The sequence below is a fragment of the Erythrobacter sp. F6033 genome (assembly GCF_023016005.1).
Lineage (GTDB): Bacteria > Pseudomonadota > Alphaproteobacteria > Sphingomonadales > Sphingomonadaceae > Erythrobacter.
Window position 1 is genome coordinate 1,341,743 of sequence record NZ_JALKAZ010000001.1, and the last position, 14,859, is coordinate 1,356,601.

Annotated in this window: 16 protein-coding genes; all 16 read left to right on the forward strand. The window is 57.0% G+C overall.

Going from position 1 to position 14,859, the window contains the following annotated elements:
• Window positions 1–19 precede the first annotated feature (19 nt).
• The 16 genes from MWU39_RS06315 to MWU39_RS06390 all read left to right on the forward strand — a co-directional run bounded on the left by MWU39_RS06315 (window position 20) and on the right by MWU39_RS06390 (window position 14,856).
• The gene (locus MWU39_RS06315; protein ID WP_247159167.1) at window positions 20–1,231 is read left to right on the forward strand and encodes an NADH-quinone oxidoreductase subunit D; all 1,212 of its coding nucleotides are present in this window, start codon (window positions 20–22) and stop codon (window positions 1,229–1,231) included.
• The gene (locus MWU39_RS06320; protein WP_247159168.1) at window positions 1,228–1,422 is read left to right on the forward strand and encodes a hypothetical protein; all 195 of its coding nucleotides are present in this window, start codon (window positions 1,228–1,230) and stop codon (window positions 1,420–1,422) included. The genes MWU39_RS06315 and MWU39_RS06320 overlap by 4 nt, the downstream gene beginning before the upstream one ends.
• A complete protein-coding gene (nuoE, locus tag MWU39_RS06325; protein ID WP_247159169.1) occupies window positions 1,415–2,083 on the forward strand; it encodes an NADH-quinone oxidoreductase subunit NuoE in 669 nt (222 codons plus the stop codon). The genes MWU39_RS06320 and nuoE overlap by 8 nt, the downstream gene beginning before the upstream one ends.
• Window positions 2,083–2,271 carry a hypothetical protein gene (locus MWU39_RS06330; protein WP_247159170.1) on the forward strand — a complete coding sequence of 63 codons (189 nt, stop codon included), beginning with the start codon at window positions 2,083–2,085 and terminating at the stop codon, window positions 2,269–2,271. The genes nuoE and MWU39_RS06330 overlap by 1 nt, the downstream gene beginning before the upstream one ends.
• Window positions 2,261–3,553, forward strand: coding sequence for an NADH-quinone oxidoreductase subunit NuoF (nuoF, locus tag MWU39_RS06335; RefSeq protein ID WP_247159171.1), 1,293 nt, complete (start codon window positions 2,261–2,263; stop codon window positions 3,551–3,553). Before MWU39_RS06330 ends, nuoF begins: the two co-directional genes overlap by 11 nt.
• Window positions 3,550–4,182 carry a hypothetical protein gene (locus tag MWU39_RS06340; RefSeq protein ID WP_247159172.1) on the forward strand — a complete coding sequence of 211 codons (633 nt, stop codon included), beginning with the start codon at window positions 3,550–3,552 and terminating at the stop codon, window positions 4,180–4,182. Before nuoF ends, MWU39_RS06340 begins: the two co-directional genes overlap by 4 nt.
• Complete coding sequence (gene nuoG / locus MWU39_RS06345; RefSeq protein WP_247159173.1) at window positions 4,175–6,193, forward strand: NADH-quinone oxidoreductase subunit NuoG; 2,019 nt, start codon at window positions 4,175–4,177, stop codon at window positions 6,191–6,193. Before MWU39_RS06340 ends, nuoG begins: the two co-directional genes overlap by 8 nt.
• Window positions 6,190–7,236, forward strand: a complete 1,047-nt coding sequence (nuoH, locus tag MWU39_RS06350; RefSeq protein WP_247159174.1) for an NADH-quinone oxidoreductase subunit NuoH — start codon at window positions 6,190–6,192, stop codon at window positions 7,234–7,236. Before nuoG ends, nuoH begins: the two co-directional genes overlap by 4 nt.
• Window positions 7,237–7,415: 179 nt before the next feature.
• Window positions 7,416–7,643 carry a hypothetical protein gene (locus tag MWU39_RS06355; protein ID WP_247159175.1) on the forward strand — a complete coding sequence of 76 codons (228 nt, stop codon included), beginning with the start codon at window positions 7,416–7,418 and terminating at the stop codon, window positions 7,641–7,643.
• Window positions 7,640–8,128, forward strand: a complete 489-nt coding sequence (nuoI, locus tag MWU39_RS06360) for an NADH-quinone oxidoreductase subunit NuoI (protein ID WP_247159176.1) — start codon at window positions 7,640–7,642, stop codon at window positions 8,126–8,128. The genes MWU39_RS06355 and nuoI overlap by 4 nt, the downstream gene beginning before the upstream one ends.
• A 45-nt stretch (window positions 8,129–8,173) precedes the next feature.
• A complete protein-coding gene (locus MWU39_RS06365) occupies window positions 8,174–8,797 on the forward strand; it encodes an NADH-quinone oxidoreductase subunit J (RefSeq protein ID WP_247159177.1) in 624 nt (207 codons plus the stop codon).
• A 5-nt stretch (window positions 8,798–8,802) separates the two neighbouring features.
• Window positions 8,803–9,108 carry an NADH-quinone oxidoreductase subunit NuoK gene (nuoK, locus tag MWU39_RS06370; protein ID WP_247160322.1) on the forward strand — a complete coding sequence of 102 codons (306 nt, stop codon included), beginning with the start codon at window positions 8,803–8,805 and terminating at the stop codon, window positions 9,106–9,108.
• A gap of 6 nt (window positions 9,109–9,114) precedes the next feature.
• A complete protein-coding gene (nuoL, locus tag MWU39_RS06375) occupies window positions 9,115–11,109 on the forward strand; it encodes an NADH-quinone oxidoreductase subunit L (RefSeq protein WP_247159178.1) in 1,995 nt (664 codons plus the stop codon).
• Window positions 11,109–12,656 carry an NADH-quinone oxidoreductase subunit M gene (locus MWU39_RS06380; RefSeq protein WP_247159179.1) on the forward strand — a complete coding sequence of 516 codons (1,548 nt, stop codon included), beginning with the start codon at window positions 11,109–11,111 and terminating at the stop codon, window positions 12,654–12,656. Before nuoL ends, MWU39_RS06380 begins: the two co-directional genes overlap by 1 nt.
• Entirely contained in the window at window positions 12,656–14,134 is a 1,479-nt protein-coding gene (gene nuoN, locus MWU39_RS06385; protein ID WP_247159180.1) for an NADH-quinone oxidoreductase subunit NuoN, read from the forward strand. Before MWU39_RS06380 ends, nuoN begins: the two co-directional genes overlap by 1 nt.
• Window positions 14,131–14,856 (forward strand): biotin--[acetyl-CoA-carboxylase] ligase, encoded by a 726-nt coding sequence (locus MWU39_RS06390; protein ID WP_247159181.1) that lies wholly within the window; start codon window positions 14,131–14,133, stop codon window positions 14,854–14,856. Before nuoN ends, MWU39_RS06390 begins: the two co-directional genes overlap by 4 nt.
• Window positions 14,857–14,859 lie beyond the last annotated feature (3 nt).

Below are 14,859 nucleotides of genomic sequence, written 5' to 3' on the forward strand. Positions count from 1 at the left end.
AAGAAGAGGAGGGCGGAGCATGACAATGCAGATCGAAGAATCGCCCACCACCGATGGCGAAGTCATCAACAATTACACGATCAACTTTGGTCCCCAGCACCCGGCCGCGCACGGCGTTTTGCGTATGGTGATGGAGCTCGATGGCGAAGTGATCGAGCGGATTGACCCGCATATCGGCCTGCTTCACCGCGGCACCGAAAAACTGATCGAGCAGAAGACGTATCTGCAGGCACTCCCGTACTTTGACCGGCTCGATTACTGTTCACCGCTGTGTCAGGAGCACTCCTATGTGCTCGCGATTGAGAAGCTGCTGAATCTCGAGGTGCCGGAGCGCGCACAATATCTTCGCGTTTTGTTCGCCGAGTTGACCCGTATCTGTAACCACATGCTCAATATGGGTGCGCACGTACTCGACGTGGGTGCGTTCACGCCGAACTTGTGGATTATGGATCTGCGCGAAGACTGCATGAACTTTTTTGAGCGGGCCTCGGGCGCGCGCATGCACTCTGCCTGGTTCCGTCCGGGCGGCGTGCATCAGGATGTTCCGGAAAAGCTGCTGGTCGATATTGGCGACTGGCTCGATAACCGGTTCTTCCAATTGTTCGACGACGCGATGAGCCTCGTCATGGACAACCGCATTTTCAAGCAGCGCAATGTCGATATCGCCGTTGTCAGCCGCGATGATGCGGTTGCATGGGGCTTTAGCGGCCCGATGATCCGCGCTGCGGGTATTCCGTGGGATCTGCGCAAGTCACAGCCTTACGATGTGTATGACCGCATGGAGTTCGACATTCCCGTTGGCACCAATTCGGATTGCTATGACCGTTTTATGGTGCGCGTGCAGGAAATTCGCGAAAGCGCGAAGATTATCAAGCAATGCGTCGCGCAAATGCCGAGCGGACCGATTGCGAGCGATGATGGCAAGGTTTCCCCGCCGAAGCGCGGCGAAATGAAGCAGTCGATGGAAAGCCTGATCCACCACTTCAAGCTCTACACAGAGGGCTTCCACGTGCCGGAAGGCGAAGTTTACGTCGCGACCGAAAGTCCAAAGGGCGAGTTCGGCGTCTATCTCGTCAGCGATGGCAGCAACAAACCATATCGCTGCAAAATCCGCCCAACCGCGTTTTCGCACCTGCAGGCGATGGATTTCATGAGCAAAGGCCACATGCTGCCAGACGCGACCGCAATTTTGGGCGCGATTGATGTGGTGTTCGGGGAGTGTGACCGGTGAGCAGCCTTAACCACCTAGACATAGTATTGCTTTTGCTAGCTGCTGCAGTGTTGGGAGTCGCAGTCGGTCTTTGGATGTCGGATCTTGGAGCTGGAAGCGATATTCGGTTTGCCGCGCTGGCTATTGTGCCACTTCTTACGATCATCGTGAATATTCGGCAGCATAAACGTCGTGAGAATGCCAATGGCTGACCGTACACCCGCGCATGATACGCCTGAACTCCGCGAACGCTGGGGTTCTTTTGCTTGGTCCAAGGCCAACAAAAAGACAGCCGATTATCACATCGCCAAATACCCTGACGGTCGTCAAAAATCGGCGGTGATGCCACTGCTTGATCTGGCTCAGCGTCAGGTTGGCGAGGAAACCGATACGCAGGGCTGGTTGCCGCTGCCGGTGATCGAATATGTCGCCAAATATATAGACGTACCGGTGATCCGGGTGCTCGAGGTTGCGACATTCTATTTCATGTACAACATGAAGCCGGTGGGGAAGTATCACGTGCAGGTATGCGGCACGACGCCGTGCATGCTGCGCGGGTCCGACGATATCATCAGCGCATGCAAATCGCGCGGGATGAAGATGGGCCACGTCTCCGAAGATGGTCTCTGGACGCTGACCGAAGTCGAATGCATGGGCAATTGCGCAACCGCGCCGATGGTCCAGATCAACGACGACAATTACGAAGACCTGACGGTTGAGCGGCTTGACGCTGTGCTCGATGCGCTCGCGAAGGGCGAGACGCCTAAAGCAGGCACGCAAGAGCCAGGGCGCCACACATCAGAGCCCAAGGGCGGCGCGACCACCCTTAAGGAAATGGTTGATGCGAACCATGATTACCGAGGTGATTACTAATGAATGGCGGCGTTCTCGCGCTCGCTATTGCGGGCCTATTCTGCTTTTTCGCAGGCGCATATCTTGCCGCGACGAGCGATAATCGCACCACGGGTATTGTGCTGATGAGTATGGGCCTGCTGTTTCAGGTCTTGTGCCTGCGGCAACTTAAAGTGAACAGAACTAAGGATAACGGCGATGCTGGCTGATAAGGACCGCATCTTCACCAATCTCTACGGTTTTCAGGACTGGGGCCTGAAAGCGGCGCAGCAGCGCGGCGATTGGGATGGCACGAAAGCTCTGATCGAGCGCGGCAACGACGCCATCATCGAAGAGATGAAGGCTTCCGGCCTGCGCGGGCGGGGCGGGGCTGGTTTCCCGACCGGCCTCAAATGGTCGTTCATGCCTAAGGAAAGCAAGGACGGTCGCCCAAGCTTCCTCGTCATCAATGCCGACGAGTCCGAACCGGGTTCTTGCAAAGACCGTGAGATCATTCGCCACGATCCGCACAAGCTGATCGAAGGCGCTTTGGTTGCTGGCTTCGCGATGCGGGCGCGTGCGGCATACATCTACATTCGCGGCGAATATATTCGCGAAGCCGAGACGCTGCAGAAAGCCATCGACGAAGCCTATGATGCGGGCTTGATCGGCAAGAACGCCAGCGGCACCGGATACGACTTCGACGTGTTCATGCACCGCGGTGCTGGCGCTTACATCTGCGGCGAAGAAACCGCGATGATTGAAAGCCTTGAAGGGAAGAAGGGTCAGCCTCGGCTCAAGCCGCCATTCCCGGCGGGCGCGGGTCTCTATGGCTGCCCGACCACGGTCAACAATGTCGAAAGTATCGCGGTTGTGCCAACGATCCTGCGGCGCGGAGCCTCATGGTTCAGCAGCTTTGGCCGCGAGGGCAACCACGGTACCAAGCTGTTCCAGATCAGCGGCCATGTCGAACAGCCATGCGTCGTCGAAGAGGAAATGAGCATCCCCTTCCGCGAGCTGATCGAGAAACATTGCGGCGGAATTACAGGAGGTTGGGATAACCTCCTCGCAGTAATTCCGGGTGGTTCATCGGTGCCTTTGGTTCCAGCCGAGCAGATCATGGACGCTCCCATGGACTTTGACGGGTTGAAAGACCTTGGATCGGGCCTTGGCACGGCGGCTGTCATCGTAATGGATAAGTCGACCGACATCGTCCGCGCGATCTCGCGCCTCAGTTATTTCTACAAGCACGAGTCATGCGGCCAGTGCACGCCGTGCCGCGAGGGCACCGGTTGGATGTGGCGCATGATGGAGCGTTTGCGCGCAGGCGATGCCGCGATTGAAGAAATCGACATGCTGCACGAAGTGACCAAACAGGTCGAAGGCCACACAATCTGCGCGCTCGGCGATGCAGCGGCTTGGCCAATTCAGGGCTTGATCCGTCATTTCCGCCCTGAGCTGGAAAAGCGCATCCACGAACACAACGCACAATTCGCGGAGGCGGCGGAATGAAAAAGTTCGTCGCCATCGGAGTAGTGATCAGCTTGCTATCGGGACTGGCTCACGCACAGCCCAAGCGTATGGAACGTGACGTTGCGAAACAGCGCGCCGCTGTAACAGCCTGGACGGAATGCATTGCAGAAGAACGCCGCGACGAAGTAAAGGCGGTGTTGCTGCTTGATTACCGGGATGACGGGTACAAAAGCGATCTTAACGAACTCGCGCAAACTCGTGTCAGCAAGAGATGCTTTGATGCGATGCCGCGTGCGTACCGGCAGATCCGATTGACTGGTTTGCCTTTTGCGGGTGGCCTTGCCGAACACGTTATCGAAAGCAGCGACAAACCGTTGCTAACCCGTTTGTCGATGGCGGCGATCGGTCTTAATCCGGCAACGTTTAGCTATACCGATCAAGTTGCAATGTGCACCGTTCGCGGCGCACCTCATCTCGCGGCGAAACTGTTTAAAACAGAAATCGAAACTGCTGAAGAGCAAGCCGCGCTAGCGGAACTGCTCCCGGTAACCGATGTTTGCACGCGGCGCGGTACGCCCATCGAAGCCTCGCCGCTCGCCATACGATCGATGCTGGCGACAGCGTCGTATCGTTTGCTCGCCGCACAGGAAGAAGTTGAAGATGCCTAAAGTCACTGTAGACGGACAGGAAATCGAAGTCCCGGCAGGGGCGACAGTCCTTCAAGCGTGCGAGCTTGCGGGTAAAGAAATTCCGCGTTTCTGCTATCATGAGCGCCTTTCCATTGCGGGCAATTGCCGCATGTGTCTGGTCGAAGTGAAACCGGGACCGCCTAAGCCGCAAGCGTCCTGTGCGCTGCCCGCTGGTGAAGGTCAGGAAATTCGCACCGACACGCCGATGGTCAAGAAGGCACGCGAAGGCGTTATGGAATTCCTTCTCATCAACCACCCGCTCGATTGCCCGATTTGCGATCAGGGCGGCGAATGCGATCTTCAGGATCAGGCGGTGGCTTATGGCCGCGGCGGATCGCGTTACGAGCGTGAGAACAAACGCGCTGTGACTGAGAAATATATGGGCCCGCTGATCAAGACGATCATGACCCGCTGTATCCACTGCACACGCTGCGTGCGCTTCTCGGAAGAGATCGCAGGTGTCGACGAAATCGGCGCGCTGTATCGCGGCGAGGATATGCAGATCACGACCTATCTGGAGCAGGCCGCAAGCCACGAGCTTTCAGCAAACGTAATCGATCTGTGTCCCGTTGGTGCTCTGACGTCGCGTCCATACGCATTTGAAGCGCGTCCCTGGGAATTGAAGCGCACGCTCAGCATCGATGTGTCCGACGCCGTTGGCGCCAACATTTCGCTGCATTCGAAGGGCCGTGAAGTCATGCGCTCGCTTCCGCGCATCAATGACGACGTCAACGAAGAATGGCTGTCTGACAAAGGCCGCTATCAGGTTGATGGCCTGTCCAAACGCCGCCTCGACAAGGTGTTCATGCGTAATGGCGGCAAGCTGGCTGCAGCGTCATGGAACGAAGCGTTCGATGCGATTGCAAAACAGCTTGGCAGCAAGAAATCGAGCATTGCCGCCGTTGCTGGCGACATGGTTGATTGCGAAACGATGTTTGCCGCCAAGACCCTGCTGAAGGCATGCGGATCCACTCAGGTGGAAGCGCGCCAGACCGGCATGACGTATGACGTCAGCAATATTGCGGCGGTCAATTTCAACTCGACGCTTGCAGGTATCGAGACCGCCGACGCGATCCTGATCGTGGGCAGCCATGTCCGCTGGGAAGCCGCACTGGTGAATGCGCGCATTCGCAAAGCCGTGAAAGCAGGGGCGAAGGTCTTTGTCGTCGGCCCGGAATGGGAAACGACCTATCCGGCGGAATTCCTCGGGGAAGATCTGAAAGTTCTAAACCGCGTTCCCAAAGCACTCGGCGATGCGATGAAAGCAGCGGAGCGTCCTGCGGTTATCCTGGGCGGCGCGGCATTGGCGAAAGGTGCACTGGCACCGGCGCTCAAGCTGGTCGACAAATTCAAGCTCGTGCGGGATGGTTGGAACGGCTTTAATGTCCTCCACATGAGCGCGGCCCGCATGGGTTCGCTGATGCTCGATTTCACCGTCGAAGGCGGTATGGCTGATCTCGCGAAGAAAGCCCCTAAGGTTCTTCTGAGCCTCGGCGCGGACGAGATGGATTACGAGCCATTCGCGGACAGTCTGAAAGTCTATATCGGCCACCACGGCGATCGCGGTGCGCATATGGCGGACATCATTTTGCCAGCGGCGAGCTATGCGGAAAAGGACGGCACCTACGTCAACACCGAAGGCCGCGTCCAATACGCTGAAAAGGCCGTCTTCGCACCGGGCGATGCCCGCGAAGACTGGACGATCCTGCGCGCAATGGCGGACGCTCTTCGCGTGAATGTCGGGTTTGACAGCTTTGAAGAGCTGCAAGGCGCGATGATCAAGGCGGTTCCGGCGCTCGGCGAAGAAGGTTTGGCCGATTACGGCGATCTGCCGAAAGCCGACAGCAAGGCCAAAGCGGAAGGTGAAATCAACGCCTATCCGATTGCGGATTTCTACCTCACCAACCCGATCGCTCGGGCAAGCGCGGTGATGCAGCAATGTTCGCAAGAGCTTCTGCATGCGGATGAGATGAAGGAGGCTGCGGAGTGACCGAGTTCTTCCAATCTTTCGGCATGTCCTATGAATGGGCATGGACCGTCGCGACGCTGGTCGGGATCATCACGATTTCGCTGCTCGTCATGTTCTCAGTTGCAATGGTGATCTATGTTGACCGTAAGGTTCTCGGCGCGATTATGATGCGGCGCGGGCCCAATGTGGTCGGCCCATTCGGTTTGCTGCAAAGCTTCGCCGATGGCTTGAAGGTCTTCCTTCAGGAAACAATCATCCCGAGCGCGGCAAACAAAGGAATTTTCCTGCTCGCGCCGATCATCACCTTCACAGTCGCGCTGGCGGCTTGGGCTGTGATTCCGTTTGATGCGGGTGTTGTGGTGTCGGACATCAATGTCGGCCTGCTCTACATCCTCGCGATCAGTTCGTTGGGCGTCTACGGCGTCGTGATGTCCGGTTGGGCGTCGAACTCCAAATACCCGTTCTTCTCCGCCATGCGCGCCGCTGCGCAGATGATCTCATATGAGGTCTCAATTGGCTTTGTGCTGGTATGCGTCGTGCTGTTTGCCGGCACATTCAATATGAGCGGTATTGTTATGGCACAGCAGGGCCACGGCCTCGGCTTCGTCAACGGGTTCTTCTTTAACCCGCTGCTGTTCCCGATGTTCGTCGTGTTCTTCATCTCGGCCTTGGCAGAGACCGCCCGCGCGCCGTTCGACCTGACCGAGGCGGAATCGGAGCTCGTCGCGGGCTATCAAACAGAATATTCAAGCATGGCCTTCGCGCTGTTCTGGCTGGGTGAGTATGCCAATATCCTGCTGATGTGCTCGCTTTGCACGCTGCTGTTTATGGGCGGTTGGCTGCCACCGGTTGAATGGGCGCCGCTGTATTATGTGCCAGGGATCGTGTGGTTCCTGCTGAAGACGTTCTTCTTCTTCTTCCTGTTCAGCTGGATCTGGGCGACCGTACCGCGGTATCGTTATGACCAGCTGATGCGGCTTGGCTGGAAGGTCTTCCTGCCAATGAGCCTGATTTTTGTGGCGCTGATTAGCGGCTATCTGATGGCGACGGGGCATTTCGCATGATTGCTGCTCTGATCTTGAGCGCCGCGGCGATTGATGAAGGCAAATCTAACGATTGGCGGACTGAGGTTATTTGGGGTTGTCAATTCTCTGAGGAAGGTCGCGACCCATTCACAATGCAAGGCCAGGTATCGAGAAGGCCAAATCCGGGACCAAATGGACTCAGAGAACATGCGGTCCTTGTGTTTCGTGATGGCAGCAATCGCTACACCAACAATGGTGCGCGCGGCATCTATCACGTCCAGCCCGAGCCTGGGAAACACAGGGTACTGTTCGATGAGGCAAAAGGCGACACGCTTATGCTCGATCTTTCTGGCGAAAACGGAGAAGGGACAGCAAAACTGGTTTCTAACGATCAAGAGAAACCATTCGCGACAGCGGTTTGCCAGTTTAAGGAACGCGATCAATGACCACCGCAACCCAGCTCCTTAAATCGTTCACCCTGTGGGAATTCCTCAAGGCGCATGCGCTGACCTTGAAGTATTTCTTCAAGCCCAAGGTGACGATCAACTATCCGTTCGAGAAATCGCCGCTTTCGCCGCGTTTTCGCGGCGAGCATGCGCTGCGCCGTTATCCCAATGGCGAGGAACGCTGCATCGCTTGTAAGCTGTGCGAGGCCGTTTGCCCGGCTCAGGCGATCACGATTGAGAGCGAGCCGCGCGAGGACGGCAGCCGCCGCACAACGCGATACGACATCGATATGACCAAGTGCATCTACTGCGGTTTCTGTCAGGAAGCCTGCCCGGTGGATGCCGTGGTTGAGGGACCAAACTTCGAATACGCCACCGAAACCCGCGAGGAATTGCTTTATGACAAGGCTAAATTGCTCGCGAATGGTGACAAATGGGAACGGGCCATCGCGGCCAATCTTGAAGCGGACGCACCCTATCGCTAGGGCGCGCCTGAGCCGGGATTCAGGCGGGACGGAAAAACAGGGATTATGATTCAAACCTTAGCCTTTTACCTGTTCGCAGGGCTGGTCATCGCGAGCGCGGTCATGGTCATCATGTCGCGCAATCCGGTGCACAGCGTGCTGTGGCTTATCCTCGCATTCTTCAACGCTGCGGGCCTGATGGTTCTTGTCGGGGCGGAGTTCATCGCGATGCTGCTTGTTATCGTTTACGTGGGAGCGGTCGCGGTGCTGTTCCTGTTCGTGGTGATGATGCTGGACATTGATTTTGCGGCGATGCGCGCAGGGTTCATCAAGAATTTTCCGCTGGGGATCGCGGTCGCGCTGATCCTGCTTGCGGAGCTCATCCTTGGGCTTGGCGCATACAATGCTGGCGGGCTTGAACTCGCCACTGCCGATGGCAGCGCGGCGCAGGGTGTTGGTCAAAGCAATATCGAGGCAATCGGTGTGCTGCTCTATGGCCGGTATATCTTCCTTTTCGAAGTTGCTGGCATCATCCTGTTGGTTGCGATGATCGGCGCGATCGTGCTGACCTTCCAGCCTCCGAAACCGGGCGCTCGCGGGCGTCAGGATATCGGCAAGCAGATCGCACGCCGCCCGCATGAGGCCACCGTTATGAAGAACCCTGAAACTGGGCAAGGGGTCGAACTGTGAACGATATTATCGGCATCGAGCATTACCTTGTCGTCGGCGCGATTCTGTTCGTGTTGGGCGTGCTAGGCATTTTTCTAAATCGGAAAAACGTGATCGTTATTCTGATGGCGATCGAGCTTATTCTGCTCGCAGTGAATATTAATCTGGTCGCTTTTAGTGCCGCCATGAACGACCTAGTGGGGCAAGTGTTCGCGATGCTCGTTTTGACTGTGGCCGCTGCCGAAGCTGCCATCGGTCTCGCAATCCTAGTCATCTATTTCCGAGGTCGCGGCACAATCGCGGTCGACGATGTGAACCGGATGAAGGGATAGACACCGGTGCAAACCCAAATTCTTCTCATCGTTTTCCTGCCGCTGCTCGCGTCTATCGTCGCAGGGCTGGTGAACAAGAACGCGCCGAGCGTCTTTGCGAAGTCGATCACGACAGGCGCGCTGTTCGTTTCTGCCGGGCTTAGCTGGCCGATCTTCCTCGCGTTCCTAAATGGCAGCGCGACCGCTGAAGTCGTACCCGTTCTTAAGTGGGTTCAGTCTGGCTCGATGAGCTTTGACTGGGCGCTGCGTGTCGACACGCTCACGGCGATCATGCTGGTCGTCATCAACAGCGTCTCCGCCCTCGTGCACCTCTATTCGTGGGGATATATGGAGGAAGACCCGGATCAGCCGCGCTTCTTCGCTTATCTCTCGCTGTTCACCTTCGCGATGCTGATGCTCGTGACCGCCGATAACCTCGTACAGATGTTCTTTGGCTGGGAAGGGGTGGGCCTCGCATCTTACCTGCTGATCGGTTTCTGGTTCAAGAAACCAACCGCCGGTGCCGCCGCGATCAAGGCTTTCGTGGTCAACCGCGTGGGCGATCTTGGTTTTATGCTGGGTATCTTCGGAACCTTCCTCGTGTTCCAGACCACGTCGATCACCGAAATCCTTGCCGCGGCTCCTGGCATGTCGGGCAGCACAATCGGCTTTCTCGGCATGCGCCTCTACACCATGGATATTCTGTGTATCCTGCTGTTCGTGGGCGCGATGGGTAAGTCGGCTCAGCTGTTCCTACATACGTGGCTGCCGGATGCGATGGAAGGGCCGACGCCTGTTTCCGCGCTGATCCACGCGGCGACCATGGTGACCGCAGGCGTGTTTATGCTCTGCCGTCTCTCTCCGATGTTTGAGACTGCTCCGACCGCTTTGATGATCGTCACGGTGATTGGTGCTGCGACGTGTTTCTTCGCCGCGACCATTGGCACGACGCAATGGGACATCAAGCGGGTGATCGCTTACTCAACCTGCTCGCAGCTTGGCTATATGTTCTTTGCCGCCGGTGTTGGGGCATACAACGTCGCCATGTTCCACCTGTTCACGCACGCATTCTTTAAGGCGCTGCTATTCCTTGGCGCAGGCTCTGTGATCCACGCGATGCACCACGAACAGGACATGCGGTATTACGGCGGTCTGCGTAAATCCATCCCGCTGACATTCTATGCGATGCTGGCAGGGACACTCGCGATAACGGGTCTGGGTGTATATCACCTCGGCGTCGGGTTCGCGGGCTTCTGGTCCAAGGATGCCGTGCTCGAAGTCGCCTTTGCACGCGGGACAGAGATTTCGGTCATGTCCTTCTGGCTCGGCGTGATCGCCGCGCTGCTCACCAGCTTTTACAGCTGGCGTCTGATGTTCCTCACCTTCTGGGGCAAGCCTCGCTGGATCGAGAGCGAGCATATCCAGCACTCGGTTCACAAAACACCGGAAGAAGCGGGCGAAGACACAACGGGTGGATATCATCCGCATGAAAGCCCGATTGCAATGCTGATCCCGCTTGTGCTCCTGACAGTAGGAGCCATCGCGGCGGGACAGGTTTTCGCGCCGAGTTTCCTCGACGACGCCACATTCTGGGCAAGCTCGATTTTCTATAACGAGAACCTGATGCACGCGATGCATGCCGTGCCGTACTGGGTGAAGTATTCGGCCTTTGCTGTGATGGTCCTCGGCCTTGTCGGGGCTTATATCGCCTACATCGCCAAGCCCGATCTTCCGGCGAAGTTCGTCGCGGCTGTGCCGTGGCTGCACCGCTTCGTGTACAACAAATGGTATTTCGACGAGCTCTATGATCGTATCTTCGTAAAGCCTGCTTTCTGGCTTGGTCGCCAGTTCTGGAAGCTGGGCGATATCGGCACGATTGACCGCTTCGGCCCCAACGGTATCGCATGGGTGGTCGAGCGTAGCTCGGGCGCCGCCAAAGCGATCCAGTCGGGCTATCTCTACACATATGCGCTGATCATGCTGCTTGGCCTGATCGCGGCAATTACCTGGGTTCTGCTGTAATGGACGGCTTTCCGATCCTCACCACGATGATGCTGGTTCCGTTGGCGGGTGCTCTGCTGTGTCTGTTTTCTAACGGAGCGGCTGCACGCGGCATCGCACTGGCGGCAACGCTGGCGACATTCGCGCTGGGCGTACTGCTCTGGATGAATTTCGAGATTGGCGGGCCGCAATGGCAGTTCACCGAGAGGGCCGAGCTGTTCGAAGGGTTCTCCTACGCTCTTGGCATTGATGGCATCGCGCTGATGCTGATCATGCTCAGCGTCTTCCTGATGCCGATTTGTATCCTTGCTAGCTGGACTTCGATCACGAAGCGTGTCGGCGAATACATGGCGGCTTTCCTGTTTATGGAAGTGCTGATGATCGGCGTGTTCGCGGCGCAGGATCTGTTCCTGTTCTACATCTTCTTCGAAGCAGGCCTGATCCCGATGTATCTGATCATCGGTGTGTGGGGCGGCGATAACCGCATCTATGCGAGTTACAAATTCTTCCTCTACACGCTGTTCGGCTCGGTTCTGATGCTGATCGCGATGTTCTGGATGGTCGGAACTGCGGGCACTTCGGATATTCCGACGCTGATGCAATACAATTTCGACGGTGATGCACAGTTCTGGTTATTCCTCGCCTTCTTCGCGAGTTTTGCCGTGAAGATGCCGATGTGGCCTGTGCACACTTGGTTGCCGGATGCGCACGTTCAGGCACCAACAGCGGGCTCTGTTATTCTTGCAGGCGTTCTGCTGAAATTGGGCGGCTACGGCTTTATCCGGTTCAGCCTGCCTATGTTCCCGGAGGCTTCTGGCGAACTCGCTTGGCTGATCTTCGCATTGTCGATGATTGCGGTGGTGTACACCTCTCTCGTCGCGCTGGTTCAGCACGATATGAAGAAGTTGATCGCTTATTCGTCGGTCGCTCACATGGCGCTCGTCACGGCGAGCTTGTTCGCGTTCAACGTGCAGGGCCTTGAGGGCGCAATGATGATCATGCTGGGCCACGGCCTTGTATCCGGCGCGCTTTTCCTGTGCGTTGGCGTGATCTACGATCGTCTGCACACCCGCGAGATTGATCGTTACGGCGGGCTCAGCATCAATATGCCGTACTACGCAACATTCTTCCTGTTGTTCACCATGGCGAGCATCGGTTTGCCGGGGACCAGCAACTTTGTAGGCGAATTCCTCGCGCTCGCGGGGATCTATCAGACATCGACCTGGGTCGCTTTTGTCTGCACCACGGGCATCATTCTGGGCGCTGGTTACATGCTTTATCTTTATCGCCGCGTGGCCTTCGGTGCGCAGACCAATGAAGATGCAGCGGCCATGCCCGATATGGACGCACGTGAGTGGACTATGATGGCATCCATCGCTGCTGTGGTGATGTGGATGGGCGTCTATCCCGAAAGCTTCCTTGCGCCGATGCGCGCGGACATTGCTGCGCTTGACGCGCGGATCGCTTCGGCTGCGCCTGCGGATGATAGCCAGCTGGCGGACGGGCCCGCCCGCGAAGCCGCTGCAAACGCTATTTCATTCGAAGCGCATGAAGGGGGAGACCACTGATGGACTTCGCAGCTTCCTTTGCGCTCATCGTTCCGGAACTCATCCTTGCCGGGGCGGGGCTCGCCTTGCTGATGGTGGCCGCTTGGGGCGGTGACAAATCGGCGCGGTTCATCGCCATCGCCGCCGCGACAGCATTCTTCGGGGCGGGCCTGATGCTTGTACCCGGCCTCCATTTCGGAACTGACGGTCCGGAAGTCATAGCCTTTGGTGGGCTGATGCGGGTCGACACTTTTGCCCTGTTTGCGAAAGCACTGATCTATCTGTCAGCGATTGCCTGTTTGATGGTTGCGCCTGCATTCTTCAGTGGCCCTGCCGCGGGATCAGAGCGCGGGATGCGGGCCGAATTTCCAGTCCTGATCCTGTTTGCTGCTCTCGGAATGAGCATCATGGTTTCGGCCAGCGACTTTATGACGCTGTATCTCGGCCTCGAACTCAACAGCCTCGCATCCTACGTGCTCGCAGCCATCCTGCGCCGTGACGGGCGTTCTGCTGAGGCTGGCCTGAAGTACTTTGTCCTCGGTGCGCTTGCCTCGGGCATCCTGCTTTACGGTATGAGCCTGCTTTACGGCTTCACCGGAGGAACCGACTTTGCGACTGTTCGCGCTGGGCTAACCGGAGAGCTCGCAACGGGAGCTCTGTTCGGTCTGATTTTCGTACTCGCCGGACTTGCCTTCAAGATCGCGGCTGTGCCGTTCCATATGTGGACGCCAGACGTTTACGAAGGCGCGCCGACCCCGGTTACGATGTTCTTCGCCACCGCGCCAAAGGTCGCTGCAGTAGCGCTCACTGCGCGGGTTGTGGTCGAAGTGTTTGGCGCTCAGGTCCTCGCGTGGCAGCAGATCATCATGTTTACCGCGCTAGCCTCGATTGTGTTCGGTGCTCTCGGTGCGATTGGTCAGGAAAACCTTAAACGGCTGCTCGCCTATTCCTCGATCAATAATGTCGGCTTTATCCTGCTCGGCCTTGCTGTGGCAGATCAAGCCGGGATCAGCGCGATGCTGGTCTATCTCTTCATCTATGTCGCGATGAGTATAGGAGCCTTTACGGCGCTGTTGATGCTTCGCAACGAAGAAGGCGGTCTGTTTGAAACCTTTGCGGATATACGCGGCCTGTCGGTTACCAAGCCCGCAATTGCTTGGTGTCTGTTGTTCACGATGTTCAGCCTCGCCGGTATTCCTCCGCTTCTAGGGTTCTACGGTAAGTTCGTGATCTTTCAGGCGACAGTGGATGCTGGCCTGATCGCATTCGGTGCTATTGCAATTGCTGCCAGCGTAATCGGTGCGTTCTACTACATTAAGTTCGTCAAGGTGATGTTCTTCGATGAACCTGCCGATGTGGTGAAAGGCAGCAGCGGAAATGCGCATTGGGTGCTGCTGTTCCTGACTGCCGCGATTATGTCGCCTCTTGGCTATTTGCTCACGCCGTCGATCAGCGATCTTGCAGATAAAGCGGCTTCGGCGCTGTATCTCGCGGTTTGATAGAAACTGTAGAACAGACCGGTTCCACCAATGCCGATTTGATTGATCGCCTCTCAGCCGGAGATGCGATTGAAGAGGGGTATTGGCTGCGTGCCGAACGCCAGACAGGCGGACGAGGGCGGCTCGGTCGCAAGTGGGAAAGCCCGAGCGGCAATCTGTTCTGCAGCACTGTAATCGATGTGCGCGATGGTGATCCGCCCACGCATTCACTATCGTTCGTTGTGGGGCTCGCGGCTTTTGATATGCTTGAGCGCAGCTTGTTGCCAAAAACACCGATTATGCTGAAGTGGCCTAACGATGTACTCGTCAGCGGTGCCAAAATTGCAGGAATTTTGCTGGAACGCGCTGCGGATAAAGTCGTCGCCGGCATCGGTGTAAATGTCTGCCATGCGCCTGACCTTCCAGACCGAGAAACGACCTCGATTGTCTATGAGAATGGCAAACACGGAGGCAGTGCGGAGCTTGTTCTTTCATTCCTAGCCGATGCTTTGAAACAACGGATTAGCAATTGGCGCGAATACGGGCTCCATGCGACGCTTGATGCGTGGACTGCAGCAGCACACCCCATCGGAACGGAGTTGACCGTCAAACCCGGGCCAGACGAACAAATTCATGGGGCTTTTGCCGGCCTTGATGAACAAGGTGCAATGTTACTTCGCTTGGCGAATGGTGCGATGCGCACTATCCACGCCGGTGACGTTTCGATGATTGCGGAAGGATAATCG